General features: G+C 69.1%; 23 protein-coding genes. 11 read left to right on the forward strand and 12 right to left on the reverse strand.

Annotated elements, in window-relative coordinates:
• Positions 1–32: 32 nt before the first annotated feature.
• The 6 genes from AC6LJ5_RS02820 to AC6LJ5_RS02845 form a co-directional block, all read right to left on the reverse strand.
• Positions 33–1382: an amidase gene (locus tag AC6LJ5_RS02820; protein WP_103274564.1), complete on the reverse strand. Its 1350-nt coding sequence runs from the start codon at positions 1380–1382 to the stop codon at positions 33–35.
• A gap of 68 nt (positions 1383–1450) precedes the next feature.
• Complete coding sequence (locus AC6LJ5_RS02825; RefSeq protein ID WP_103274565.1) at positions 1451–2134, reverse strand: DUF2848 domain-containing protein; 684 nt, start codon at positions 2132–2134, stop codon at positions 1451–1453.
• 127 nt (positions 2135–2261) lie between these two features.
• Complete coding sequence (locus AC6LJ5_RS02830) at positions 2262–3545, reverse strand: TRAP transporter large permease (protein ID WP_103274566.1); 1284 nt, start codon at positions 3543–3545, stop codon at positions 2262–2264.
• On the reverse strand, positions 3542–4162 hold the full coding sequence (locus AC6LJ5_RS02835; protein WP_103274567.1) for a TRAP transporter small permease subunit: 621 nt from the start codon (positions 4160–4162) through the stop codon (positions 3542–3544). The genes AC6LJ5_RS02830 and AC6LJ5_RS02835 overlap by 4 nt, the downstream gene beginning before the upstream one ends.
• A 173-nt stretch (positions 4163–4335) precedes the next feature.
• Positions 4336–5382, reverse strand: coding sequence for a TRAP transporter substrate-binding protein (locus AC6LJ5_RS02840; protein ID WP_392411864.1), 1047 nt, complete (start codon positions 5380–5382; stop codon positions 4336–4338).
• A gap of 468 nt (positions 5383–5850) precedes the next feature.
• The gene (locus AC6LJ5_RS02845; protein ID WP_103274569.1) at positions 5851–6759 is read right to left on the reverse strand and encodes a LysR family transcriptional regulator; all 909 of its coding nucleotides are present in this window, start codon (positions 6757–6759) and stop codon (positions 5851–5853) included.
• Positions 6760–6827: 68 nt separating this feature from the next.
• Here AC6LJ5_RS02845 and AC6LJ5_RS02850 point away from each other — a divergent pair, with 68 nt between their 5' ends.
• Together AC6LJ5_RS02850 and fabV are read left to right on the forward strand one after the other, a co-directional pair.
• Positions 6828–7763 (forward strand): DMT family transporter, encoded by a 936-nt coding sequence (locus AC6LJ5_RS02850; protein ID WP_498139788.1) that lies wholly within the window; start codon positions 6828–6830, stop codon positions 7761–7763.
• A gap of 175 nt (positions 7764–7938) precedes the next feature.
• Positions 7939–9129, forward strand: coding sequence for an enoyl-ACP reductase FabV (gene fabV / locus AC6LJ5_RS02855; protein WP_498139832.1), 1191 nt, complete (start codon positions 7939–7941; stop codon positions 9127–9129).
• Between the two features lie 39 nt (positions 9130–9168).
• On the opposite strand, the gene serB is transcribed toward fabV, so the two are convergent.
• Both serB and AC6LJ5_RS02865 read right to left on the reverse strand, forming a co-directional pair.
• Positions 9169–9903 (reverse strand): phosphoserine phosphatase SerB, encoded by a 735-nt coding sequence (gene serB / locus AC6LJ5_RS02860; protein WP_392411868.1) that lies wholly within the window; start codon positions 9901–9903, stop codon positions 9169–9171.
• A 19-nt stretch (positions 9904–9922) separates the two neighbouring features.
• Entirely contained in the window at positions 9923–10831 is a 909-nt protein-coding gene (locus tag AC6LJ5_RS02865; RefSeq protein ID WP_103274572.1) for a LysR substrate-binding domain-containing protein, read from the reverse strand.
• A gap of 252 nt (positions 10832–11083) precedes the next feature.
• On the opposite strand from AC6LJ5_RS02865, the gene AC6LJ5_RS02870 reads away from it, so the two are divergent.
• The 3 genes from AC6LJ5_RS02870 to AC6LJ5_RS02880 are packed head-to-tail and all read left to right on the forward strand — an operon-like array spanning position 11084 to position 14825.
• On the forward strand, positions 11084–12160 hold the full coding sequence (locus AC6LJ5_RS02870) for an ABC transporter ATP-binding protein (protein ID WP_103274573.1): 1077 nt from the start codon (positions 11084–11086) through the stop codon (positions 12158–12160).
• Between the two features lie 13 nt (positions 12161–12173).
• Positions 12174–13820 (forward strand): ABC transporter permease, encoded by a 1647-nt coding sequence (locus AC6LJ5_RS02875; protein ID WP_498139789.1) that lies wholly within the window; start codon positions 12174–12176, stop codon positions 13818–13820.
• A gap of 21 nt (positions 13821–13841) precedes the next feature.
• Positions 13842–14825, forward strand: coding sequence for an ABC transporter substrate-binding protein (locus AC6LJ5_RS02880; RefSeq protein ID WP_103274575.1), 984 nt, complete (start codon positions 13842–13844; stop codon positions 14823–14825).
• Between the two features lie 72 nt (positions 14826–14897).
• Here AC6LJ5_RS02880 and AC6LJ5_RS02885 read toward each other — a convergent pair whose 3' ends face one another.
• On the reverse strand, positions 14898–15566 hold the full coding sequence (locus tag AC6LJ5_RS02885; protein WP_498139790.1) for an ABC transporter ATP-binding protein: 669 nt from the start codon (positions 15564–15566) through the stop codon (positions 14898–14900).
• Here AC6LJ5_RS02885 and AC6LJ5_RS02890 point away from each other — a divergent pair.
• Positions 15565–16212 carry an arylesterase gene (locus tag AC6LJ5_RS02890; protein WP_199770864.1) on the forward strand — a complete coding sequence of 216 codons (648 nt, stop codon included), beginning with the start codon at positions 15565–15567 and terminating at the stop codon, positions 16210–16212. The two genes, AC6LJ5_RS02885 and AC6LJ5_RS02890, sit on opposite strands and share 2 nt — an antisense overlap.
• A 4-nt stretch (positions 16213–16216) precedes the next feature.
• On the opposite strand, the gene AC6LJ5_RS02895 is transcribed toward AC6LJ5_RS02890, so the two are convergent.
• Positions 16217–18181, reverse strand: coding sequence for a SurA N-terminal domain-containing protein (locus AC6LJ5_RS02895; RefSeq protein WP_392411876.1), 1965 nt, complete (start codon positions 18179–18181; stop codon positions 16217–16219).
• A 281-nt stretch (positions 18182–18462) separates the two neighbouring features.
• On the opposite strand from AC6LJ5_RS02895, the gene AC6LJ5_RS02900 reads away from it, so the two are divergent.
• Genes AC6LJ5_RS02900 through AC6LJ5_RS02910 form a run of 3 tightly spaced genes read left to right on the forward strand, consistent with a single transcriptional unit; the run spans position 18463 to position 21435 of the window.
• Positions 18463–19752, forward strand: coding sequence for a M20/M25/M40 family metallo-hydrolase (locus AC6LJ5_RS02900; RefSeq protein ID WP_498139833.1), 1290 nt, complete (start codon positions 18463–18465; stop codon positions 19750–19752).
• A 55-nt stretch (positions 19753–19807) separates the two neighbouring features.
• Complete coding sequence (gene ugpQ / locus AC6LJ5_RS02905; protein ID WP_392411877.1) at positions 19808–20560, forward strand: glycerophosphodiester phosphodiesterase; 753 nt, start codon at positions 19808–19810, stop codon at positions 20558–20560.
• 14 nt (positions 20561–20574) lie between these two features.
• The gene (locus tag AC6LJ5_RS02910) at positions 20575–21435 is read left to right on the forward strand and encodes a 23S rRNA (adenine(2030)-N(6))-methyltransferase RlmJ (protein WP_498139791.1); all 861 of its coding nucleotides are present in this window, start codon (positions 20575–20577) and stop codon (positions 21433–21435) included.
• A 13-nt stretch (positions 21436–21448) separates the two neighbouring features.
• On the opposite strand, the gene AC6LJ5_RS02915 is transcribed toward AC6LJ5_RS02910, so the two are convergent.
• Entirely contained in the window at positions 21449–22342 is an 894-nt protein-coding gene (locus AC6LJ5_RS02915) for a LysR family transcriptional regulator (RefSeq protein ID WP_103274581.1), read from the reverse strand.
• 160 nt (positions 22343–22502) lie between these two features.
• Between AC6LJ5_RS02915 and hglS the strand changes: the two genes are divergently transcribed.
• Both hglS and AC6LJ5_RS02925 read left to right on the forward strand, forming a co-directional pair.
• Entirely contained in the window at positions 22503–23888 is a 1386-nt protein-coding gene (gene hglS, locus AC6LJ5_RS02920; RefSeq protein WP_498139792.1) for a 2-oxoadipate dioxygenase/decarboxylase HglS, read from the forward strand.
• A 29-nt stretch (positions 23889–23917) separates the two neighbouring features.
• On the forward strand, positions 23918–25132 hold the full coding sequence (locus AC6LJ5_RS02925; RefSeq protein WP_498139793.1) for an aminotransferase-like domain-containing protein: 1215 nt from the start codon (positions 23918–23920) through the stop codon (positions 25130–25132).
• A 46-nt stretch (positions 25133–25178) separates the two neighbouring features.
• On the opposite strand, the gene AC6LJ5_RS02930 is transcribed toward AC6LJ5_RS02925, so the two are convergent.
• The gene (locus AC6LJ5_RS02930) at positions 25179–26603 is read right to left on the reverse strand and encodes a dihydrolipoyl dehydrogenase (protein WP_392411882.1); all 1425 of its coding nucleotides are present in this window, start codon (positions 26601–26603) and stop codon (positions 25179–25181) included.
• Positions 26604–26708 lie beyond the last annotated feature (105 nt).

Here is a 26708-nt window from a genome sequence, read left to right on the forward strand (position 1 = left end):
CCCGCGCCCAAGGCCCGCGCCGTGATTCGCGATCAGCGAACGGCCAGCAGATCCTCGACCGACAGGCCGATGCCCAGGATGCGGCGGTCGGCGCCGTTGCCGCCGGCGATCATCAGGCCCACCGGCGCCGTGCCGGGCGCCTGGCACGGCAGCGACAGGGCGCAGCCATCCAGGAAGTTGATCAGCGTGGGATTGCGCAGGATCAGGCCGTTGGCCGCGTAATAGGCTTCGTCCGATGAAGCCAGGTCGGCCACCGCGGGCGCGACGATGGGCGTGGTCGGCAGGATCAGCGCGTCATAGCCGGCGATGCGCTGGTCCACGCCCGCCACCCAGGCTTCGCGGGCGTCGAGCAGGTCCAGGTAGTCGGCGGCGCTCATGTCCTTGCCGCGCAGGATGCGGGACACCACGCGCGGGTCATAGCGCTTGCCGGCGCGGGCGATCAGGTCGCGGTGCCAGGCCCAGGCCTCGGCCGCGGTGAAGCCGCCCTTCGAATTGATGGCGCCCAGTTCCGCGAATTCCGGCACCTCGATCTCGTCGATCAGCGCGCCGGCCTCGGCCAGCCGGGCCAATGTGCGCGCGAAGGTGTCGGCCACGTGCTTGTCCATGGCGTCCAGCGCCAGCGTGACCGGCACCGCCAGCCGCAGGCCGCGCAGCGGCAGCGGCGCGGGCGCCGGCTCGTTGTCGCCCGACAGGATGGCGTCCAGCTCGGCGCAGCAGCGCACGCTGGCGGCGATGGGGCCGATGGAATCCAGGTTGGCCGACAGCGGCAGCACGCCGGCCATGGACACGCGCCAGGCGCTGGGCTTGAAACCCGTCAGCCCGCACAGCGCCGCCGGGATCCGCACCGAGCCGCCGGTGTCCGAGCCAATGGCGGCGGCGGCCATGCCGTCGGCCACCGATACCGCCGCGCCCGAAGAGGAACCGCCCGGAATGCGGCCGGTGGCGCGGTCCCAGGGGTTGAGCGGCGTACCGTAGTGCGGATTGATGCCCAGGCCCGAGTACGCGAACTCGGTCATGTTGGTGCGGCCGACGATGACCGCGCCGGCGGCGATCAGCCGGTCCACCACCACGGCGTTGTGCTCAGCGGCAGGCTCGCCTTCGCGCGCCACCGAGCCGGCCATGGTGGTTTCTCCCTTGACGTCGAACAGGTCCTTGATGCTGACGGGCAGGCCCTCCACCGCCGAGCGGACCACCCCGGCCGCGCGCAGCGTGTCCGAGGCGCGCGCCTGGGCCAGCGCCGATTCGGCGTACAGCCGGGTGTAGGCGCGGGCGCCCTCGCCCGCCGGATCCGTGGCGCGCGCCAGCGCCTGTTCGGTCAGCTGGACGGAGGTGGTGCTGCCCTCTTCGAGGGCCGTCGTCAGTTCATTCAAGGTCAATGGCATAGCGATCCAAAGCGCCGCCGCGCGGCATGAGAGAAATACAGACGTGTCAGGGACTATCCGGGCCGGCCTCAGGCCACCACCGGCAGTTCCTCGACATGATACCGGTGCCGCAGGCTGCGCTGACGGCGCGGGTCATACAGTTCCATGCTGAAGTCGGCCGAAGGGCGAATGCCGCCGATGGCGCCCACGGTGCCGCAGGTCATGCCGGCGCCTTCCGGCAGCACCGCCGCGCCGCCGGTGTAGCCGGCGATCAAATCCTGGGGCGTGCGCAGGCTGGCCAGCGGGCCTTCCTGGTACAGCACGCGCTCGCCGTTCTCGACGATGTACGAGCGGATCACCAGCTCGTCCCAGTGGCCGGCCACGTCGGCCAGCGGCCACGCGGCGCGCGCCACCGGCTTGACGCAGACCTGCTTGGACAGCGCCACGCTATAGGTTTCCAGCTTGCGGTCGGTGTGGTCCGAGGCGATGCTGACGTACATCTCGCCATCCACGGCGAACACGAAGGTCTCGACCTCGCCGGACGAATCGCCGCCCACGGCCTGCACCGTGTCGGCCTGGGTCAGCTGGTTATCGGCGATGCGGTAGTACAGCGGCACGCTGGTGGGACGCGGCACGCCGATGGCCGCCAGTTCCTCGATGTGATGCTCGATGGCGGCCATGTCGCGCCCGGCCCAGCCGGCGACGATCAGGGTGTTGAAGTCGACTTCCACCTGGCGGGGATTCGAACCTTCGATCTGGAATACGGCTTTCATGTCTGTCCTGCCAATGAATGATGAATGGGATGGCCCGCCGCGCGGGCGCCCGCCCCGCGTCGGGGCGATGGGAACCCCGGGGCGGCAGGGCCGCCGCCCGGGAGGAATCAAGGGGAAATGCACGTGTCTAGCCGAAGGCGCGCGGCAGCCATAGCGCCACGTCCGGCCACCATGCCAGCAGCGCCAGCATCACGGCCATGGCCAGCACGAACGGCAGGCTGCCGACGATGACCGCGCCCATGGAACCGCTCTTGCGCAGGCTCTGCACCACGAACAGGTTCAGGCCCACGGGCGGCGTGATCAGCGCGGCCTCGACCAGGATGATGATGACGATGCCCAGCCAGATCGGGTCGTAGCCCAGGCCGATCATGATGGGCGCGACGATGGGAATCGTCGTGATCATCATGGACAGCGTCTCCATGAAGCAGCCCAGCACCAGGTAGAACACGATCACGATCAGCAGCATCCAGCCCGGCGACAGCCCCAGGCCGGTGATGGACTGGGTCAACGCGTCGGTCAGGCCGGTGGCCGACATGACGAAGTTCAGGAAGCTGGCGGCGATCACGATCAGCATGATCATGGCCGTGGAGCGCATGGTGCCTTCCACCGCCTCGCGCAACATGTTCCAGGTCAGGCGCCGGTACCAGGCGGCCAGCACCAGCGCGCCCAGCACGCCCAGCGCGGCGGCCTCGGTCGGCGTGGCCAGGCCGGCGTAGATCGAACCCACCACCAGCAGGAAGATGCCCAGCGGCGGCGCCAGATGGACCAGGCTGGCCATGCGCTGGCCCCAGGTCGCGTGGATCTTCTTGCCCCCCCAGGACGGCTTGGCCACGCAGGCGATCACGACCGTCAGCATGAACAGCGCCGCCATGGCGAAGCCCGGGATGATGCCGGCCAGGTACAGCTTGGGCACGGACGAGTTGGTCAGCACGCCGTAGATGACCAGGTTGATGGACGGCGGGATCAGGATGCCGAGCGTGCCGCCGGCGGCCAGACTGCCCAGGAACAGCGGCTCGTTGTAGCCGTACTTGCGGATCTGCGGAATGGCCACCGTGCCCACCGTGGCGGCGGTCGCCACGCTGGAGCCGGACGTGGCCGAGAACAGCGTGGACGCGCCGATGTTGGCGTGCATCAGCCCGCCCGGCAGCCACGACAGCCACAGGCTCATCGCCCCGTACATGCGCTCGGCGAAGCCGGCGCGTAGCAGCACCTCGCCCAGCATGATGAACAGCGGAATCGCCACCAGCAGGAATTCATTGTTCGAACTCCACGACAGTTCGCCGATGGCGCGCGACAGCGGCAGCATGGAGAACAGCGGGTCCAGCGTCAGGCCCAGCACGCCCAGGGCGGCGCCCACGGGAATGGACAGGCCGATCAGCACCAGCAGAAGAATCAGGGCGGTGGCGATCATGCGGCTTCTCCCTTGACCATGCGCTCGCCGGCGGCGGCTTCCTCATCGGCCTCTTCCTGCGCCGAACGCACGCCGCAGATCTGCTTGACCAGTTCGATGTCGCCCGTGACCAGCGCGGCCGAGGCGCGCGCCAGCATCAGCGCCACCGTCAGGCACATCCAGGCCAGGCCCAGCAGCCACAGACCCTGCGGAATCCACAGCGGCGTGGCCAGGGGCGTGTTGGCGGCGGACTTCTGCGCCCAGGAGGTCTGCACCATGTCATAGGCGTAATAGGTCAGGAACACCATGAAGACGGCCAGCGCCACCAGCGACAGCCAGTCCAGCACGGCCGACAGCCGCACCGGCAGGAATTGGTAGAGCACGTCCACGCGCACGTTGGCGCGCTGCAGCGTGGCGAAGGCCAGCGCCCAGGACGTGCTGATGGCGAAGGCGTAGCTCGACAGTTCGTCGGCGCCGCCGGTCGTGAAGCCCAGGAACTTGCGGGCCAGCACGTCGAAGGAAATGAGCAGGACGCTGGCGATGGTCAGCGCCCCGCCCGCCCAGACGGCCACGCGCGAGCAGCTTTCGGCGCGGCGCAGCAGCCCGCCGAGCAGGCGGAAATGTTCGGTAGAGGTCATCGGTCTTGACTCCGCGAGGGGGTCGCCCGGCGCGGGGCGCCGGGGGTGGAAACGCCGGGAGCCGGCGCCGCCCCGCCCGCGAGGGCCGGCGACGCGCGGTCCCGGTTACGTGCTCGACGTCATTCGCGACGTCACTTGCGCGATGTCACTTGCGGGACATCGCAAGCGGGACATCACTTGCTGGCGGTCACGCCCAGCGTCTTGCCGACGGTGGCGTTGAAGTCCTTGACGCACTGGGCCGAGCAGCGCGCGGCCCACTTGGGCAGCACGGCTTCCTGCGTGACCTTCTTGAGCAGGGCGCGGTCGGCCTCGGACGGCTGCACCAGCACCATCTTGCCCTTGACCGGATACGGGCAGGCGGCGGCGCCGGTATTGCAGTCATAGCCTTCCTGGGTCTGGCGCGCGGCGGCGTCCCAGATGTTGTCGACCAGCGTCTTCACATTGGCCTGCAGGAAGCTGCGCACGGCTGGATCCAGCTTGTCCCAGGCCTTCTGGTTGACGGCGTGGATCTGCTGGTTCCAGTTGATCGGCAGCGCGTACAGGTGCGTGGAAACTTCGTACCACTTGGCCGAATAGCCGGACAGCGAGCCGGTGATGGCGCAATCCACCACCTTGTTCTGCAGCGCCGGCACCACTTCGCCGAAGGCCATGGTGACGCTGGAGCCGCCCAGCGCCTCGACGAACTCGGCGGTGGTGCGGCTGCTGGTGCGGACCTTCTTGCCCTTCAGGTCGGCCAGGCCCTTAATTTCGGCGTTGCAGAACAGCACCTGGGCCGGATAGGTGGAAATGCCCAGCAGCTTGACGTTGTTGCCCTCGCCGTACAGGCGCGCATAGACCGGCTCGAAGGCATTGGTGACGGCGCGCGCGGTCTGCGCGTCCGGCGCCAGGCCGGCCAGGTCGATGGCTTCGTTGATGGGGTTGTCGCTGGCGAAGTACGACAGCGTGGCGGTGCCGAACTCGATCACGCCCTGCGACATCAGGCGCAGCAGCTCCGGACCCTTCAGGCCCATTTCATTGAAGCCCTTGATGTCGGCCGTGACCTGGCCCTTGGACAGCTCGGGAATGGTCTTGGTCCAGAAAGGCTTTTCGTAATCGTTGTAGGCCGTCAGGTTCGACAGGCCGCCGACGACCTTCAGCTGCGTCTTGGGCAGGTCCTGGGCGTGGGCGGCGCCGGCCAGCAGGCCGGCCGCCATGGCGGCGCATACGAGGGTTTTCTTCATGGATCAAGCTCCTGGCTGCGGGAATGTCTGCCGCGCGCGGGTCCCCGTTGGCCCTGGCTGCGCGCGGCCGCGAATGCGGAACGCGAATCGCGAGCGCCGGCCCCGTGGCTGTATGCGGGGCCGCCGGAACCGCCTCGGTCCGGTTCCGCCGCGCCGCGCGAAGCCTGGCTTCGCCGCCGCCCGGAACCCGTCCGCTGCCCTTCCCCGCTATCCCCGCGCCGCCTTTACGGGCGCTCGTTATCGATGTGGCGGCATTGCACCGTCCGAGACGCGCAGCGTCCAATCGTATGTTGCGATGCCGAGGTATAAATATTTCTTTGGTCTGGCGCGCGACAGCTGGCCTATTACCCGCAAACCCAGTGCTGGCGCGGCTTTGCAGCCCAACGGCAATATCGCGCGATGGCCGCGCGGCGCGCCTGGGCCGCGCCTGTCCACGGGAAAACACCTAGGGCCGCCGGCCCGGTCTGATTAGCCCGCCGGCGTTCCATCGGTGGCCTGCGCGGCCACTTTCTGCGCCATCTGCGCGATCAGGCGCACCGCGTGGCTGTCCGGACCCTGCACCCAGCTCGCGGTGAAACTCAGCTCCGGCAGCGGATCGGCCTCGACCCGCAGAATGCGCAGCTCGCCGCGCGCCAGTTCCTTGCCCAGGAACACCGGCGCGATGACGCTGGTGCCGATGCAGTCCTCGGTCATGCGCACCATCATGGACATGGATGCGCTGCCGTACATGCGCGGCGCGGCCACGCCGGCGCGCGTGAGCATGTCGCGCACCACGCGGTACGGCGCGCTGTTGGACGGATAGGTGATGATGGGCAGCCGCGCGATGCGCTCCAGCGTCACCGGCTCCGGCCCCAGGTCCAGCTGCGGATTGGCGACCCAGGCCAGCGGATAGGTGCACAGCGGCAGGTTCTCGACCCGCGCCTCCAGCACAGGCCCCATCAGGAAGGCCAGGTCGATCTGCCGCGACAGCAGATGCGGGCGCAGCACGTGCGTGGTGTCGACCTCGATCTCCAGCACCAGCGCCGGATAGGCGGTGTGCACCAGTTCGATGAGCGTGGGCAGCCAGGTCTGCACGATGGTCTCGGCCACGCCGATGCGCACGGTGCCGGACATGACGTTCTGCTCGCGCGCGGCCTCGAACATGTCGCGGCGCACCTGCAGCATGCGTTCGGCATGCGACAGCAGTTCGTGGCCCTTGCCGGTGAGCTTGACGCCGCGCGCCTCGCGCTCGAACAGCCGCACGCCCAGGTCGGCCTCGAGCGAGGCGATGCGCTGCGATACCGCGGGCTGTGTGGTGTTGAGTTTGTCCGCGGCGGCCCGGAAGCTGCCCAGGGTGGCGACCCAGAAAAAAGTCTCGACGTTGCGTAATTCGATCATGGCCCTATCCGTCTGGCGCGATGAGCGTATCATGTCAGCCGCCCAACCGTCCCCCACAGGAGTTGTCCATGACCCCGGCCGCTACCGGTCGCCCGCGCCCCGCCGCGCCCGCCACCCGCGGACCGTTGATCGGCGTGCTGCTGCTGGTCCTGTCCATGTGGACGCTGTCCTGTCTGGACGCCAGCGGCAAGTGGGTCATGAACGCAGGCGTGCCGTTGCTGCTGCTGTCCTGGTTCCGCTATGCCGTGCACCTGGTGCTGGTGCTGGCCCTGGTGCTGCCGGAGCGCGGCCTGGGCGTGCTGCGCAGCGTGCGGCCGCGCGAGCAGCTGGTGCGCGGCGCCTCGATGTTCCTGGCCACGCTCATGTTCTTCACCACGCTGAGCTACATCCCCCAGGCCGAGGCCACCGCCATCAACTTCCTGGCGCCGCTGCTGGTGCTGTCGCTTGCGCCCTGGATCCTGAAGGAGCCGGCTCGGCTGTCGCGCTTCGTGGCGGCCGGCATCGCCTTCGTCGGCGTCATCATCGTGATCCGGCCCGGCGGCGGCCTGGATCCCACCGGCACCGTGTTCGGCCTGCTCACCGCCTGTTGCTTCGCCGCCCAGTTCATCGCCACCCGCCGCGTGGCCGGCGACGACCCGTTCACCTCGCTGATCTGGAGCGGCGCCGTCGGCACCGCCTGCCTGACCCTGGCCCTACCCTTCATCCTGCCGCCCGCGCTGCCTGTGCTGCGCGAGCTGTCCCTGCTGGACTGGAGCCTGCTGATCTCCACCGGCATCACCGGCGGGCTGGGCCACCTGTTCCAGATCGCCGCGTACCGGCGCGCGCCGGCCTCGACGCTGGCGCCGTTCATCTACCTGCAGATCATCAGCGCCACCACCGTGGGCTGGCTGGTCTGGGGCCATTTCCCGGACCCGCTGACCTGGCTGGGCATCGCTGTCATCTGCGCCAGCGGCATGGGTATCGGCCTGGTGGAATGGCGGCGCGGCCGGGCCGCTGCCCGCTAGCCTCCGGCTGGCAACTCGCGAGCATCCGGTCAACTGGCCGCCCCTGGCCCGGCTCCCGTACAATGCCGGTCGCATTTTCGCTTCCGACCCGCCGGCCCCGCGCCGGATTCCAGACTTGAGGCCCCGCATGGTCCAATCCCCGCCCGATAACGCGCCCGCCCAGGACGGCGTGCGCCTGGTCATCAAGCCCCGCGTGCGCGGTTTCATCTGCGTGACCACCCATCCCGCCGGCTGCGAGGCCAATGTGCGCCAGCAGATCGACTACGTGCGCAAGCAGGGTCCCATCGCCGGCGCGCCCAAGCGCGTGCTGGTGATCGGCGCGTCCACCGGCTACGGCCTGGCCGCGCGCATCAGCGCGGCCTTCGCAGGCGGCGCGCAGACGCTGGGCGTGTTCTTCGAGCGCCCGTCCGAGCCATCCAAGCCGGGCACGCCCGGCTGGCACAACAGCGCCGCCTTCCACAAGTTCGCCCAGGCCGAGGGGCTGTACGCCCGCAGCATCAACGGCGACGCCTTCTCCGACGAGATCAAGCGCCAGGTCATCGAGGCCATCCGCGCCGACCTGGGCCAGGTCGACCAGGTGGTCTACAGCCTGGCCGCGCCGCGCCGCAGCCATCCGCGCGACGGCAAGGTCTACACCTCGGTGCTCAAGCCCGTGGGCCGCGCCGTCACGCTGCGCGGCCTGGATACCGACCGTGAGGTCGTGCGCGAATCCACGCTGGAACCGGCGACGCAGGACGAAATCGACGCCACCGTCGCCGTGATGGGTGGCGAGGACTGGCAGATGTGGATCGACGCGCTGCTCGAAGCCGGCGTGCTGGCCGAGGGCGCCACCACCACGGCCTTCACCTATCTGGGTGAGCGCATCACCCACGACATCTACTGGAACGGCTCCATCGGCGCGGCCAAGAAGGACCTGGACCGCAAGGTGCTGGACATCCGCGCCAAGCTGGCGGCGCGCGGCGGCGACGCCCGCGTGTCGGTGCTCAAGGCCGTGGTCACGCAGGCCAGCTCGGCCATCCCCATGATGCCGCTGTACCTGTCGCTGCTGTTCAAGGTCATGAAGGCCGAGGGCACGCACGAGGGCTGCATCGAACAGGTCTACCGCCTGTACCGCGATGGCATCTGCGGCCCCGCGCCGCTGCGGGACGAGGAAGGCCGGCTGCGCGTGGACGACTGGGAACTGGCGCCCGCCGTGCAGACGCGCGTGCAGGAACTGTGGAACCAGGTCGAGACCGACAACATCAACGCATTGACGGACTTCGCCGGCTACAAGTCCGACTTCCTGCGCCTGTTCGGCTTCGAGGTCGAGGGCGTGGACTACGAAGCGCCGGTCAATCCGCACGCGCGCATCGACGGACTGGCCTGAACCGCGCCGGCCCGGCGCTTGCCCGGGCCGCGCACCCCGCTAGCCCGGCGTGAACAGTTGCAGCAGGCGGTCCAGCCCGCCTGCCTCGATGGTCACGTCGGCCTCGCGCCGCACCGCCGGCTTGGGATGGAAACCCACCGACAGCCCCGCCGCCCGCATCATGGGCAGGTCGTTGGCGCCGTCGCCCACGGCGATCGCCTGCTCGGGCGCCACGCCCAGCCGCGCGCAGACCTCCAGCAGCTTGTTCTTCTTTTCCTCGCCGTCGCAGATGTCGCCCCAGGGCTGCGGCAACAGCCGGCCGGTGAGCCTGCCGTCGCGCGTCTCCAGCACGTTGGCGCGCACGTCGTCCAGCCCCAGGCGCTGGCGCAGCCGGTCGGTATAGCAGGTGAAGCCACCGGTCGCCAGCAGGCAGTAGAGGCCGGCGCGCTTGCAGGCGCCGATCAGTTCCTCGGCGCCAGGGTTAAGGGTGAGGCGTTCGTCATAGACCTGGTCCGCCAGCGCCTGCGGCATGCCGGCAAGCAGCGCCACCCGCTCGCGCAGGCTTTGCTTGTAGTCGCTGATCTCCCCGCGCATCGCGGCCTCGGTGATCGCCGCCACCTCGGCGCCGCGCCCCATCAGCGCGGCCATCTCGTCCAGCGTTTCAATGGCGACCAGCGTCGAGTCCATGTCGAAGGCGATGACGCGGTAGGCCGACAGCGGCGCCGGCGTCCAGGGCCGGCGCAGGCTCAGGCCGGGATAGGCGCAATTCGCGGTCGGGTCGAAGGGTTCGGACATGAGGATTTCCTTGCTTGCGCTATGCGCCACGGGACGGCTCGGTCCCCTGCCCGCACAGCCAGTCGATGAATCGTTGCGCGGCCGCCGCCGCCGGCCCGTCGGGACGGTACAGCGCATGGATGCCGGCGTTGGGCAGCTGCGGCTGCGCGAACAGCGGACGCAGCCGGTCGGCGGCGATGTCGTCCTGCAGCAGGCACCACGGCGCCAGCGCGATGCCCAGGTCGTTCATGGCGGCCTGCATGCAGAGAAAGTGATGGTCGAACACCGGCCCGGGCAATTGCGCGGGCACGTCGACCTTGGCCAGCGCGAACCAGCGCGGCCAGTAGTCCATGCCGCCCGCGACCTTCAGCAGCGGATGGCCCAGACAGTCGGCCGGCGCGGCCAGCCGGTTGCGCTCGATGAAGCGCGGCGAAGCCACCGGCACATGGAAATCGTCCAGGCAGTGCACGCAGCTCAGCTCGGCGTGCGCCATGTAGCCGTGGCGCAGCAGCACGTCGCTGCCGGCGTCGCCACCCCGGTCCAGGAAGGAACGGCCCTGCGTGGTCAGCTGAACATCGATGCCCGGATGCAGCGCCTGGAAGCCGGACAAGCGCGGAATCAGCCACTTCATGGTCAGCGACGGCGTGGCGCAGACCCGCAGCGTGCCGGTAAATCCCGGTGCGCGCAGCTTGGCGGTGGCGGCGGCGATGCGCTCCAGGCTGGCCTGCACTTCCGGGAAATAGGCCTGGGCGCAGGGCAGCAGCGCCACGCCGCGCGCCTCGCGCGCGAACAGGGGCTGCCCCACATGGTCCTCGAGGATGCGGATCTGCTGGCTGACCGCGCTGTGCGTGATGCTCAGTTCATCGGCGGCGGCCGTGAAGCTGCGCAGCCGGGCGGCCGCCTCGAATACCCGCAGCGCCTTGAGCGGCGGCAGGCTGTGACCGGCCATGTCAGGCCGCGCCCGCCCGCCGGCCTGCGCGGCGCGAGTCTGTGCTGCGATTTCCCACGGTTTCCCTTGTCGTGTCGTTATTTTTCCGGTCCACGGCCCGCTCGGTGCGGGCGCGCGTCCATGCAGCGGCATTCTAGGGGATAGCGGCGGCGCCGACCTCTTAGAAAAACTAACGCCACGCCTTAAGAAACGTCGCTGGTCGCGCCGGTTGACGCTTCCTATCATGCCGGCTATCCATCGCAGGAATCCAACATGGCATCGATCACGGTAGACGGCATCGTCAAGACCTTCGGCGGGCAGCAGGTGCTGCGCGACCTTTCCCTGCACATCCCGGACGGCGCGTTCTATACGCTGCTGGGGCCCAGCGGCTGCGGCAAGACCACGCTGCTGCGGTGCATCGCGGGCTTTCACGCGCCCGACGGCGGCCGCCTGCTGTTCGACCAGGACGACGTGACCCGCGTGTCCGCCCACCGCCGCGACATCGGCATGGTGTTCCAGGACTACGCGCTGTTCCCGGACAAGAGCGCCTTCGACAATGTGGCCTACGGCCTGCGGGCGCGCGGCGTGGCGCGCGCCGAGATCACCCGGCGCGCCAACGAGGCGCTCGACAAGGTCGGGCTGCTGGCGCTGGCCCAGCGCTACCCGGCGCAGATGAGCGGTGGCCAGCGCCAGCGCGTGGCGCTGGCGCGCGCCCTGGTGATCCGGCCGCGCGTGCTGCTGATGGACGAGCCGCTGTCCAACCTGGACGCCAAGATGCGCCTGCAGATGCGCGATGTGATCCTGGACCTGGTGCGCGAGGCCGGCATCACCACCGTGTTCGTCACGCACGACCAGGAAGAAGCGCTGGCCATGTCCGACCGCATCGCCATCATGGACCACGGCCGCATCGCCCAGCTGGGCACGCCGGAGGAACTGTACGGCACGCCGGTCAATGCCTATGTGGCGGACTTCATCGGCTCGGCCAACGTGATCCCGGTGCCGGCCCAGGCCGTGCCGGGCCAGGCTCCGCAAGGCCTGGTGCGCTACCAGCTGTGCGGCCGCGACTTCGACGGCGTGCAGGGCGCGGGCAGCCTGGACGCGCGCGGCGTGCTGATCGCGCGGCCCGAGGAACTGGCGTTGATGGCGCCCGCGCCCTACGTCCCCAACACCCTGCCCGGCAAGGTGCTGCGGCGCCAGTACCTGGGCTTCAAGACCGCCTACCGCATCGCGCTGGAGGACGGCTCGGAACTCCGCGTCGAGCTGCACGCGGGCAATATGGTCGCCCAGTTCCAGCCCGGCGAGGCCGTGCAGGTGCTGATCCCCGCCGACAGCCGGGTCGTGAACGCCTGAGGACGCGCCAGCCATGAAAATCAAATGGTGGCCCTGGGGCCTGCTGACCGCGATCAGCCTGATCCTGCTGCTGTTCTTCGTGCTGTATCCGCTGGGCGTGCTGTTCGCCAACAGCGTCACCGGCCCGGACGGCGGCTATACGCTGGAGGGCTTTCGCGCGCTGCTGGCGGACTCGCAGTACCTGGAGGCCTTCGGCAACACGCTGATCCTGGGCCTGGCCGTCACCGCCTGCACCGTGCTGGTGGGCGTGCCCTTCGCCTACATGGTGGCGCGCTACGACTTCCCGCTGAAGAACCTGGTGGCCATCCTGCCCGTGCTCACCATCGTGATTCCGGAGATCATCGTCGGCCAGTCCTGGTTGCTGCTGCTGGGCAACAACGGCCTGCTGACCAACCTGCTGGGCGACGCCGGCATCTCGCTGCCTTCGTTCTACGGCTGGACCGGCATGGTCTTCTCGATGACGCTGGTGTACTACACCTACATCTACCTGGGCGTGCTGGCCGCGTTGCGCGGCTTCGACGGACAGCTGGAGGAAGCCGGCCTGAGCCTGGGCACGCCGCCGCTGACCACCAAGCTGCGCGTGCTGGTGCCGGTGCTGCTGCCGGCCGTGCTGGTCAACGCGCTGGTGGTGTTCACGCTGGTGGTGGGCAATTTCGCGCTGGCCATGCTGCTGGGCAGCCGCGTGCCGCTGCTGTCGGTCATGACCTACAACACCTTCGTCAGCGAAATGGGCGGCAGCCCCACGCTGCAAAGCGCCATGTCGGTGGTGTCCATCGCCATCGTGGCCATCGTGCTGTTCTTCCAGAAGCGCGTGGTCGAGCGCAAGGTCTACACCATGACGCAGGGCCGCGCGCCGGCCGCCGTGCGGGTGCGCTCGTGGGCCTCGATCTTCTACACCGGCGGCGTGGGTCTGGTGATCCTGGTGTCGCTGCTGCCGCTGATCATCGTATTCGTGGCCGCCTTCACCAAGACCAGCGGGCCGGTCATGCACTGGGGCAGCTGGTCGCTGGCCAGCATGCAGCGCGCGCTGCACGGCGCGCCCGAACCCATCCTGAACTCGCTCAAGTTCGCTTCGCTGGCGACGGTGCTGGGCGTGGCCTTCGCGGTGCTGGTCAGCTACCTGACCATCAAGAAGCGCAGCGCCTACACCCAGGCGCTGGACTACATCGTGGTGCTGCCGCTGACCATCTCGGGCACGGTGCTGGGCATCGCGCTGGTGCAGACCTTCAACACCGGCTGGCTGGTGCTGGCCGGCACCTCGGCCATCATGGTGCTGTGCTACACGGTGCGGCGCCTGCCCTTCGCCGTGCGCAACGCCTCGTCGGTGCTGTTCAACATCCCCGACTCGATCGAAGAAGCCTCGATCAGCCTGGGCGTGTCGCCGCTGATGACCTTCTTCAAGGTCGTGCTGCCCGCCATGAAGGCCTCGATCATCTCGGCCGCCCTGCTGATGTGGCTGACCACGATCTCCGAACTGTCGGCGTCCATCGTGGCCTATAGCGGCGGCCTGGAAACCATGCCCATCGCCATCTTCCGGCAGGTCGACGGCGGCCGCCTGGGCATGGCCTCGGCCTATGGCGCCGCGCTGGTCACCGTGATCGTGCTGCCCATCATCGTGTCGGTGAAGGCGTTCCGCATCAAGCTCTTTTCCGGCAAATAACCCGTCCCAGGAAGACTCGTCATGCAAATCAAACACCTGCTGCAATCCGGCCTGCTGGCCGCCTCGGTCGCCTGCGGCGCCGCCCAGGCCCAGAACGTGGTGCTGTACTCGTCCAACAACACCGAGACCATCGAGACGGCGCTGGAAGCCGTCAAGAAGAAGTCGCCGTCGCTGAACGTGCAGCCGGTCACGGGCGGCACCGGCACCATGATGAAGCGCATCGAAGCCGAGGCGCAGAACCCGCGCGGCGACCTGTTCTGGAGCGGCGGCTTCGGCACGCTGGGCGCCTACCGCCAGCACCTGCAGCCGTACCGCCCGGCCGACCTGGACAAGATTCCGGCCGAGTTCCGCGGTCCGGACGACCTGTGGGTCGGCACCAACGTGCACGTGATGGTGCTGATGGTCAACGAGCGCCAGCTCAAGGGCCTGGCCGCGCCGGCGTCCTGGTCGGACCTGATGCAGCCGCAATGGAAGGGCAAGTTCGCCATCACCGATCCGTCCAAGAGCGGCACGGCCTACATGCTGGTCTACGGCCTGTACAAGCAGTTCGGCCAGGCCGGCCTGGACAAGATCGCGGCCAACGCCGTGGTCACGGCCTCGTCGGGCACCACCTACAAGGGCGTGGCGGCGGGCGAATACGCCGCCGGCATGACGCTGGAATACGCCGCCCAGGAATATGTCGCCGGCGGCCAGAAGGAGATCAGGCTGGTCTACCCGGCCGAGGGCAGCTACCTGGCGCCGGAAGGCATGTTCATCATCAAGGGCGCCAAGAACGCGCAAGCCGCCCAGGCGCTGTATGAAGGGCTGCTCAGCAAGGAGGCCCAGGAAGCGCAACTGGTGAAGAACTTCCGCCGCCCCACCCGCAGCGACGTGGCCGTGGCCAGCCTGACCACCCTGCCCGACCTGGCCTCGATCAAGATCTTCCCGATCAGCCAGGAAGCGGCGGCTCAGGAATATGAAGCGGTGGTGGCCGCCTGGGGCCAGGCGGTGGCCAAGACGAAGTAAGGAAGAACTCGGCGGATCCGCTCCCGGCGCCCATTGGCACCCGGGGCCGGCGTCCGGACCGCTGCCAGGCCGTCAGGCCATCCGTCCCGCCGCCAGCACCAGCTGGCGGCCGCAACGCGCCGCCAGCTGCGGATCGTGCGTCACCAGCACCAGCGTGGCGCCGTGCTCGCGGTGCAGGTCGAACATCAGGTCGATCACCTTCTCGCCCGTGGCCGCGTCCAGGCTGCCGGTAGGTTCATCGGCGAACAGCAGGTCCGGGTTCACCACGAAGGCGCGCGCCAGCGACACGCGCTGCTGCTCGCCCCCCGACAGCGTGCGCGGGTAATGGTGCAGGCGCTCGCCCAGCCCCACCCGCTCGAGCATGGCCTGGGCGGCCTCGCGCGCCGGCTGGCCGGCCAATTCCAGCGGCAGCATGACGTTTTCCAGCGCGGTCAGGTTCGGCAGCAGCTGGAACGACTGGAACACGAAGCCCACATGATTGGCGCGCAGCCGTGCGCGGCCGTCCTCGTCCAGGGCGAACAGATCCTGGCCGGCCAGCCTCACGCTGCCCGTGCTGGGAACATCCAGCCCGGCCAGCAGTCCCAGCAAGGTGGACTTGCCCGAGCCCGAGCTGCCCGTGATGGCCACGGCGCTGCCCGCCTCGACCGTAAAATCGATTCCTTCCAGGATAGACAGCGTGCCGCCGGCGTCGGCGACCCGCTTGCCCAGCCCTTTCACCTCGATCGAGTTATTGCTATCCATGCGCCTATTTTTCCGTCTGCTGTACACGTCCGTCCTGACCGCCGCCGCCATCGCGCCCGGCCACGCTCAGACTGCCCCCTCGGCCCAAGGTTCCGCGCCGCGCGCGGTGCTGGTGCTGGGCGACAGCCTGTCCGCCGAATATGGCATCAAGCGCGGCACCGGCTGGGTGCCGCTGCTGTCCGAGCGGATTTCGCAACAATACCCCAAGTACAAGGTCGTCAACGCCAGCATCAGCGGCGACACCACCAGCGGCGGCGTCGCCCGCCTGCCGGCGCTGCTGCGCCAGCACGCGCCGGCCGTGGTGGTGCTGGAGCTGGGCTCGAACGACGCGCTGCGCGGCCTGTCCCTGACCATGACCGAGCAGAACCTGCGCAACATGGCCCAGGCCGCGCGCCAGGCCGACGCCGACGTGGTCATCGTGGGCATGCAGATCCCGCCAAACTACGGGCGCGACTACACGCAGCGCTTCGCGCAGCTGTTCCCCACGGTGGCCAAGGACGAAAAAGCCCGGCTCGTCCCCTTCCTGATGGAAGGCATTGCGACGAACCGGGCCATGTTCCAGGCTGACGGCATCCATCCCAACGAGGATGCCCAGCCCCAACTGCTCGATAACGTGTGGCCGGCGCTGCGGCCACTGCTCAACTAGGGGGTCAGCCCGCCGAGGCGGGCTGCTCGCCCTTGATGGCGTCGGCCGAAGCCGGCAGCACCTGCACCTTGTACTGCTCGCGCAGCATGCGCACCACGGCCTCGTTCTCGGCCTGGCCATAGGCTCCGGACAACTGGCTCGCCAGGCTCTCGCGCTCGGCCTGCTCGACCTTGCCGGGCTCGACCTTCTCCAGGCGAGCCACCGTGTAGTCGGCGCCCGCCTGCACGCCCACGTAGGCGGGCAACGTGGCGGCCGGCTGGCGCATGATGGCGTCCAGCACCGCGCGCGGCAGGCCGCCAGGATCCTGGCGCGACACCGTCACCGCACCGGCGAAACCTTCGGGCGAGGCGGCCGGATTGGCCTTGTCGGCGGCCAGCGCGGCTTCGCCGGCCTGACGGGCGGCTTCGGCCGAACGCTCGTCCAGCAGCTTGGCGCGGATGGTTTCGCTGACCTTGTCCAGCGGCGGCACGTGGGCCGGCTCCACGGCGGCGACGCGCACGGCCAGCATGGTGTCCGGGGCCAGTTCGATCACGCCGGAATTCTGCTTTTCGCGCAGCACATCGGCCGAGAACAGCGCCTGGCGCACGCGCGGGTTGTCCAGCAGCGCGGCGTCCGGACCGCCGGCGGCCGAGCCCGGACCGGCCTTGTCGGCGGGCAGCAGGCCTTCGCGGGTCACGCCGGTGGCGGTGCGCAGCTTCAGGCCGACCGCGTCGGCGGCGGGTTGCAGGCTGTCGCGCTGGTCATAGACCTGCTTGCTCAACTGGCTGGCCATTTCCGAGAAACGCACAGCGGCGAGCTGCTTGCGCACTTCACCGGTGAGTTGGTCCTTGACCTCGGCCAGCGGCTTGATCGCGGCGGGCTGGATCTCGGTCAGCTTGAGGATGTGCAGGCCGCTGGGGCTTTCGACCACGCCGGAGACCTGGTCCTTGTTCAGGCCGAAGGCGGCCTTGTCCAGCGAGCCGGGCAGCGCGCCCTTCTGCTGCCAGCCCAGGTCGCCGCCATTGGCGGCGGAGCCGGCGTCCTGCGATTCCTTGCGGGCCAGTTCGGCGAACTTGGACGGGTCGGCCACGGCCAGCTTGTCCAGCTCGTCGGCCTTGGCGCGAGCCGCCTTGCGCGCATCTTCCGAGGCGCCGGCCGGCAGGTTGATCATGATGTGGCTGACGCGGCGACGCTCGGGCTGGCCGAAGCGGGTCTTGTTCTGCTCGTAGTACGAGGCCAGGTCTTCGTCCTTGACCTGCACGCCCTGGGTGGCGGCGGCTTCGTCCAGCACCAGGTACTGCACCTGGACCTGTTCGGGAATCTGCAACTGCTGCTTGTTGGCGTCGTACCAGGCCTGGATGTCGGCCGGGCTCACGTCAACCTTCGAGCGATAGTCGGCGGCGGCGAAACGGCGCAGCTGGACCGTGCGGGTCTGGGTCAGCGCGGTTTCCAGCGAAGCCACCACTTCGGCGGGCGCGCGGGCAGTCATGCCCACGGGCTCCAGCACGCGGCCGATCGCCAGGTCGCGGCGCACGCCGGCTTCGAACCCGTTCATGGTCAGGCCCTGCGCCGCCAGCATCTGGCGGTACAGTTCCATCGAGAAGTCGCCATTGGCCTGGACGGTGGGGATCTTGGTGATGTAGTTGCGCAGCGTGGTGTCCGACACCGAGAAGCGGTTGTCGATCGCGACGTTGGCCAGCAGGCGCTGATTGATCAGCTCGTTCAGCAGGCCCTGGCGCAGGAACGGCGTGTCGACCACGGCGGGGTCGAACTGCGCGCCCATGCGCTGGCGGAACTGTTCCAGCTGATTGCGGTGGGCCTGATCGAACTCGGCGCGGGTGACGGGCTGGCCCGCGACCGTGGCCAGCTCGGGCTCCTTGCGCATGAAGCTTTCATAGCCTTGTATGCCGACCAGGAAAAAGGACGGCACGATCAGAAGCAGCAGAATGAACTGCATCCAGCGACGATGGCTGCGAATAAATTCGAACATGGAATCCCTGTTGCCGCGCTCCGGAAGTAAACCGGGAGCCGCACGAAAACGCATAAAAAAAGGCGAACGAGCTTCGCCTTGTTCCCACACCGGTTATACACCGGATCAGCCGCGGGATTTTAGCATTTCCCGCCCGCGCGCGATGTTCAGATTCCTTTGATCATCGCCCGGCGCCAGTGCGTCAAGCAGGGAAACCCCGGTTCCGGCGCGCCGGCCCGGCCCGTATCGTGGTCCGTTCCCGGGCGCCCGGCGCCCAGCGACAAACGAGGTTTGCGTTCATGATGACTCCGCGCCTTTGCCCTTTCCTCGCCCGCGCCGCTGGCGCCGCCGTCCTGTTCCTGGGCAGCGCCGCCGCCTGGAGCGCGCCCGTGGCGGCCGTGCACGAGGCCGCCCAGGCCGAGCGGCAGGCCATGCTGGACACCATGCGCGACCTGGTCGGCATCGAATCCGGCAGCAAGGACGTCGAAGGCGTGGAGCGCATCGCCGCGCTGGTGCGCGACCGGCTGGCGGCGCTGGGCGGCAAGGCCGAGATCATCCAGCCCGCCCAGGTCTTCCGCCTGGACGACACGCCGGAGAAGGTCGGCCCCATGGTGCGGGCCGAGTTCCTGGGCAGCGGCGACAGGAAGATCATGCTGATCGCCCATATGGACACCGTCTACCGCAACGGCATGCTCAAGGACCAGCCCTTCCGCATCGACGGCGACAAGGCCTATGGCCTGGGCATCGCCGACGACAAGCACGGCGTGGCGGCCATCATCCACACCCTGGCCCTGCTGCGCAAGCTGGACTTCCGCGGCTACGGCAAGATCACCGTGCTGATCAACGGCGACGAGGAAATCAGCTCGCCGGGCGCGCGCGACACCATCACCGCCCTCGCGGCCGACCAGGACGCCGTGTTCTCGTATGAAGGCGGCGGCGCCGAAGCCCGGCTGACGCTGGCCACCAGCGGCATCGGCGCGGCCTACCTGACGGTGCAGGGCAAGACCTCGCACGCGGGCGCGCGGCCCGAGGGCGGCATCAACGCGCTGTACGAGCTGGCCCACCAGGTGCTGCAGATGGACAAGCTGTCGCAGCCCGAAAAAGGCTTGAAGCTGAACTGGACCATCGCCCAGGCCGGCACCAACCGCAACGTCATCCCGGGCCAGGCCACGGCCCAGGCCGACGCCCGCGCGCTGCGCGTGGCCGATTTCGACGCGCTGACGCGCACGCTGGAGGAAAAGTCGCGCAACAAGCTCTTGCCCGAGTCCAAGGTCAGCGTGAAGTTCGAGGTGCGCCGCCCGCCCCTGGAGGCCACCGCCGCCTCGCGCGCGCTGGCCTCGCACGGCGTGGCCATCTACCAGGAGCTGGGCCTGCCCATGAAGGTGGTGGACCGCGCCAGCGGCGGCGGCACCGACGCCGCCTTCGCCGCGCTGAAGGCGCGCGGCCCGGTCATCGAGGGCATGGGCCTGTCCGGCTTCGGCGCCCACTCCAATGAGGCGGAGTACATACAGATCGGCAGCATCGTGCCCCGGCTGTACCTGTCGACGCGCATGATCATGGACGTGTCGCAGGGCAAGGCGCCGCTGAAATAGGCCATTAGGAGTATCCTTGCAACCCTGCTCCGTAGAACACTCAAGCAACACCCAAATGACCGCAAACCTCCCCTCCTGGCCCTACTCCCGTTACATCGCCCACCGCGGCGGCGGCCGTCTGGCGCCGGAGAACACGCTGGCTGCCATGCGCGTCGGCGCCGAACACGGTTTCACCATGTTCGAGTACGACGTCAAGCTCAGCCGCGACAACGTGCTGGTGCTGATGCACGACGATGACGTGGACCGTACCTCGAACGGCCACGGCCCGGCCGCCGCCAAGGATTACATCGAACTGGCGCAGCTGGATTTCGGCGGCTGGCACTCGGCCGCCTACGCCGGCGAGCCGCTGCCCACCTTCGCCGCCGTGGCCCGCTACACCGTCGCCAACGGCATCGCCAGCAATGTCGAGATCAAGCCCTGCCCGGGTCGCGAGGCCGAGACCGGCCGCGCCGTGGCGCTGGCGGCCCGCGAATTGTGGAAGCAATCGGCCACCGCCCCCCTGCTCTCGTCCTTCGCCGAAGAGGCGCTGGCGGCGGCGCTGCAAGCCGCGCCCGAGCTGCCGCGCGCGCTGCTGGTGGAAAAAGTCCCGGCCGACTGGCTGGCGCGCCTGCAGAAATACCAGTGCGTGGCGCTGAACATCAACCAGAAGGACGCCACCCGCGAGCTGATCGACGCCGTGCACGCCGCCGGCTACCGCATCGCCGCCTGGACCGTCAACGATCCGGAGCGCGCGCGCCTGCTGCTCGACTGGGGCATCGACGGCATCTTCACCGACGAGCTGGCCGCGATCCGGCCCGTCCAGGCTTAAAGGACCGGGCGCCCGTGTTCAGCTACCGCCACGCCTTCCACGCCGGCAACCACGCCGACGTGCTCAAGCACGCCATCCTCGTCCACACGCTGGATTACTTCAACCGCAAGGACGCGCCGTACTGGGTCATCGACACCCATGCCGGCGCCGGCCTGTACAGCCTGGACGGCGACTGGGCCACCAAGACCGCCGAGTCCGCCGACGGCATCGGCCGGCTCTGGGAGCGCGACGACCTGCCGCCCATCCTGGCCGAGTACCTGCAACGCGTCCGCGCCTACAACACCAACGGCCGGCTGCGGCGCTATCCCGGCTCGCCGTGGCTGACGCTGGATGCGCTGCGTCCGTCGGACCGGCTGCGCATGTTCGAGATGCACCCGACCGAGATCGACACGCTGGTCGGCAACCTGGAACACCTGGACCGCAACGCCCAGCGCCAGACCACCATCTACGGCGACGACGGCTTCGAAGGCGTGAAGGCGCTGCTGCCGCCGCCCACGCGGCGCGGCATGGTGCTGATCGATCCGTCCTATGAAGACAAGAACGACTACCGCCGCACGCTGAACACGGTCAAGGAGTGCATCAAGCGTTTCGCCACCGGCACCATCGCCGTCTGGTATCCGCTGGTGCAGCGGCGCGAGGCCAACGAGATGGCCCGCCATCTGGAAAACCTGAAGGTCAAGAGCTGGCTGCACGCCACGCTGACCGTCAAGAAGGCGGCCATCGACGGCTACGGCCTGCACGGCAGTGGCATGTTTCTGGTCAATCCGCCCTGGACGCTGCACGAGGCGCTCAAGCCTGCCATGCCCTATCTGGCGCGCGAGCTGGCGCAGGACGACCGGGCCGGCTTCACGCTGCAATACCGCGAGAACACCTGAGCGGTCGTCCGCCTCAGGCTTGCCGCGCCGCCGCCGCGAGCCAGGCGCGGAACGCCTGCAGCGGCGGATAGCTGGCCTGGCTCGGACGCCAGGCCAGATAGTATTTCTCGGCGCTTTCCACCTGGGCGTCGATGGCCAGCACCAGATCGCCGCGCGCCAGTTCGGCCTCGATCAGGAAGCGCGGCAACAGCGCCACCCCCAGGCCCGACATGGCCGCCTGCGAGGCCAGCGCGAACTGATCCACCAGCATGCCGTTCACGCCCTGGGCCTGCACGCCCATGGCGTGGAACCAGCGTTCCCAGGCATCGGGCCGGCTTTCCAGGTGCAACAGCGGCGCCTTCAGCAGGTCCGCCGGCGCCTGGAAATCGAACTGCCCGCGCAGCGCCCGGCTGCATGCTGGCACCACCTGCTCGCTCATCAGGAAATCCAGCTCGGCCCCCGGCCATACCGGCAGGCCGAAGTGGATCGCCGCGTCCACCGGCTCGGTGGCGAAATCGAATTGCTCCGGGCGCGTGGCCAGGTTGATGGTGATGCCAGGATTGGCCGCCATGAACGCCGGCAGCCTCGGCGCCAGCCAGCGCGTGCCGAAGGTGGGCAGGATCGCGATGTTCAGCGTGCCGCCCTGCGGATTGGCGCGAAAGCCCAGCGTGGCCGCCGACACACGCTTGAGCGCCTCGCGGATTTCCCGGGCATAGGCCTCGCCGGCCTTGTTCAGCCGCACGGTCTGACGCTCTCGAACGAACAGGTCCGTGCCCAGCAGCTCTTCCAGCGCGCGGATCTGCCGGCTGACGGCGCTTTGCGTCAGGCTCAGTTCCAGCGCCGCGCCGGTGAAGCTCTGGTGGCGGGCGGCCGCCTCGAAGGCGCAGAGCACGGACATGGAGGGCAGGTATTTGCGGGGGAATTTCATGGGAGTTCATTCTATTTATGAATGACCTCAGACACAAATGTCGGTTGACCCCCTTGAGCACACACCAGGAGAATCACGCAATCGGGAATTTTTCATGTATTTAATGAATGACATGACCATTCCCGGCCGACTTTTTTCTACCCTGACCCCGTTTCCTGCCATGACCCGCTCCTCCCTCGTTTCCCCGGATGACATCCGCACCCGTTTTTCGCGCGCCATGTCCGACATGTACCGCCAGGAAGTGCCGCAGTACGGCACCCTGCTGGATCTGGTCGCCGACATCAACGCCGACGTGCTGGCCGGATCGCCTGAACTGCGCGACAGCCTGGCGCGCTCGGCCAGCCTGGAGCGGCTGAACCTGGAGCGCCACGGAGCCATCCGCCTGGGCACGGCCGCCGAACTGGCGACCATGCGGCGCGTGTTCGCGGTCATGGGCATGGAGCCCGTCGGCTACTACGACCTGTCGGTCGCCGGCATTCCGGTCCATTCCACCGCCTTCCGCCCCGTGGGCGACGCGGCGCTGGCGGCCAATCCCTTCCGCGTGTTCACCTCGCTGCTGCGCCTGGATCTGCTCGAAGACCAGGCGCTGGCCGCGCAGGCGCGCGAGATCCTGCAACGGCGCAACATCTTCACGGCGCGCGCGCTGGCGCTGACCGAGCAGTTCGAACGGGGCGGCGGCCTGGACAGCGCCCAGGCGGACGAATTCGTCGAACAGGTGCGCGAGACCTTCCGCTGGCACAGCGAGGCCACCGTCACGGCCGAGACCTACCAGGCGCTGCACGACGCCCATCGCCTGATCGCCGACGTGGTCTGTTTCGCCGGCCCGCATATCAACCACCTGACCCCGCGCACGCTGGACATCGACGCGCTGCAGGCCGCCATGCCGGGCCGCGGCATTCCCGCCAAGGAAGTGGTCGAAGGCCCGCCGCGCCGCAAGCACCCCATCCTGCTGCGCCAGACCAGCTTCAAGGCGCTGGAGGAACCGGTCCGCTTCCTGGGCGCGGACACCTCCGGCACCCATACCGCGCGCTTCGGCGAAGTCGAGCAGCGCGGCATCGCGCTCACCCGCAAGGGCCGCCAGCGCTATGACGCGCTGCTTGCCCGCGCCCGCGAACAGGCGCCCGGCCAGCGCTACGAAGACCGGCTGACCGAGGTCTTCACCGAATTCCCCGACGATCTGGACACGCTGCGCGCCGAAGGCCTGGCCTTCTTCCGCTACGCGCTGACCGACGACGGCCTGCGCCACGCCGACCCGTCGGCCGCCGACCTGGATATCGATGCGCTGCTGGCCCGCGGCCTGGTGCAAGCCAATCCGATCACCTACGAGGACTTCCTGCCCGTGAGCGCGGCCGGCATCTTCCGCTCGAACCTGGGCAGCGCAGAGCAGCGCAACTACTCGGCCAACGAAGCGCGCGCGGCCTTCGAACGCGACCTGGGCTGCGCCGTGCACGACGAGATCGCGCTGTACGAAGCCGCCCAGGCCGAATCGCTGGCGCGCGTCCGCGCCCTGCTGGGCCAGGCCGAAGACGCCGCCCTGCCCGCCTGAACGTCCGCCCCCCGCGCAACGAGCCGACCATGAGCCACTCTCCCTACGCCGCCGCCTTCGCCGAACCGGCCGGTTCGCCCATCCGCGAACTGTTTCCCTACCTGAGCCGTCCCGGCATGATTTCCTTCGCCGGCGGCTATCCCTCGCCGACGCTGCTGGATGGCGCCGGCATCGAACAGGCCGCGCAACGGGTCTTCGCCCAGGGCGCCGGCATCCTGCAGTACGGCGCGACCGAGGGCGCCCCGGCGCTGCGCGAGGCGCTGGCGCGGCTCTGCGGCGCGCGCGGTATCGAGGCGAAGCCCGAGGACATCCTGGTGACCACGGGCTCGCAACAGGCTTTCGACCTGCTGGTGCGCGTGTTCGTGGAACCCGGCGACGTGGTCTATGTGGAATCGCCCTCCTATCCGGCGACGCTGCAGGCGCTGCGCCTGGCCGGCGCGCGCATCGAGCAGGTGCCGGTGGACGCCCAGGGCATGCGGATCGATGTGCTGGAAACGCTGCTGGCGAACGCGCCGGCCGATGCCTTGCCCAAGCTCATCTACACCGTCCCGACCTACTCCAACCCCTGCGGCACGCTGTTGTCCCAGGAACGGCGCGCGCAGCTGGCGAGCCTGGCGGCGCGGCACGGCGTGGTCGTGGTCGAGGACGATCCCTACGGCGAGCTGCGCTTCTCGTCCACGGCGGTCGAGCCGATCCACGCGCTGGGCGCGAGGCTGCCGTCGGCCAATCCGGTGATTTACCTGTCCAGCCTGTCCAAGACGCTGGCGCCGGCGCTGCGCGTCGGCTGGATGGTGGCGCCGGCCGAAGTCATCCGGCGCTGCGCCATCGCCAAGCAGACCACCGATCTGTGCACCTCGCCGATCGCGCAGCTGATCGCCGCGGAGTACCTGAACGCCGGCCGCTATCCGGACACGGTGGAACGCGCCCGGCGCGAGTACGGCGCCCGTATGCAGGCCATGGTCGACATGCTGCAGGCCGAACTCGGCGGCCGCATCCTGGCCAATCCGCCGGAAGGCGGCATGTTCATCTGGGCCGAGGCGCAGGACGACCTGGCGCCCGGCGCGCTGTTCCAGGCCTGCGTGGAACAGGGCGTGCTGTTCGTGCCCGGCGCGGCCTTCTATGCGGCCAATCCCAAGGCCGGCACCATGCGGCTGTCGTATGCCGCGCCCGACGTGGACCAGATCCGCGAAGGCGTGCGCAGGCTGGCCGCCGCGTACAACAGCGCGCTCGGCGCCGGCAAGTAGTCGCGAGGGCAAGCGGGGCCGCCATTGCGGCCCCGGTTTCAACCGTTCAAACGGTTTCCTCCACCTGCAGCGCCTCGCGCGCCTGCGCCAGCTTGGCGGCGGCATCGCGCAACGCCGTGCGCAGGCCTTCCTCGATCACGGGGTGGTAGAACGGCATCTCCAGCATCCGCGCCACGGTCAGCTCCTGCTGCACGGCCCACGCCAGCAGGTGGCCGATGTGCTCGGCGCCGGGACCGACCATCTCGGCGCCCAGGAAACGGCCGGTCGCGATGTCGGCGTACACGTGCAGCATGCCCCGGTTCTTCAGCATCACCCGCGAGCGGCCCTGGTCGCCGAAATCCACCTGGCCGGTGACGAAGGTGCCCGGCACCAGCCGCGCGTGGCCCTGTCCGGCCAGCGCGATCTGCGGATCCGAGAACACCACCGCCAGCGGCGCGCGCCGCAGACCGGGGCGCACATCGGGATAGCGCGCGGCGTTCTCGCCGGCGATGCGCCCCTCGTCGGCGGCCTCGTGCAGCAGCGGCGCGTCGGCGTTGGCGTCGCCGGCGATGAAGATGGGCGCATCGCCGGCCTGCATGGTCTCGCGGTCGAACAGCGGCACGCCCTGCCTGTTCAATGCCAGCGAGGTGTGCTCCAGGCCCAGCCCGTCCACGTTGGGGCGGCGGCCGGTGGCGACCAGCGCATAGTCAAAGCGCTCGGTGCGCTCGCTATTGTCCAGCGCCACGTAGCGCACCTCGACCTCATCGCCGACGCGCCTGGTTTCCAGCACGCGGGCGTCCGGATCCAGGTAGAACTCGCGCTGGAAGATCTTGCGGGCGCTCTGGCGCACCAGCGGGTCGCTGATGCCGCCCAGGCTGCCGCTGACGCCGAACACCCGCACCTCGACGCCCAGGCGCGCCAGCGCCTGACCCAGCTCCAGTCCGATCACGCCGGGGCCGAACACGGCCACGCGGCGCGGCAGATCGTCCCAGGCGAACACATCGTCGTTCACGACCAGCCGGTCGCCCAAATCGCGCAGCGGCGGCGGCACCGACGGCCGCGAGCCGGTGGCGATCACCACCCGCGAAGCCTGGATCTCGGCATGCTCATCCACGCGCAGCACGGTGTCCGACACGAAGCGCGCCTGGCCACGGATCTTGTCCTCGGCGGGAATGTTCTCCACGCCGTCCAGCACGAAGCCGACGAAACGGTCGCGCTCGCGCTTGACGCGATCCATGACCGCCTTGCCATCGACGCTGACCTCGCCTTCCACGCGCACGCCGAACGCATCGGTATGCATCGCGGCATGCGCGGCCTCGGCGGCGGCGATCAGCAGCTTGGACGGCATGCAGCCCACGCGCGCGCAGGTCGTGCCATAGGGGCCGCCCTCGATCAGCAAGGCGCGCTTGCCGGCGGCGCGGGCGGCGCGATAAGCGGCCAGGCCGGCGGTGCCGGCGCCGATGACGGCGACGTCAGTGTGCAAAGTCTTCATATCCATGTGCTCCCGATATGGCGTGGTTGTGCGGTGTCTTGCCTAGGGCGAATTCGCCTTGCTGCGCGGGCTCGGGACGCGACCGTCCCCGCGGCGCCCGGACGG

Source organism: Achromobacter sp. 1011791174, assembly GCF_059760925.1.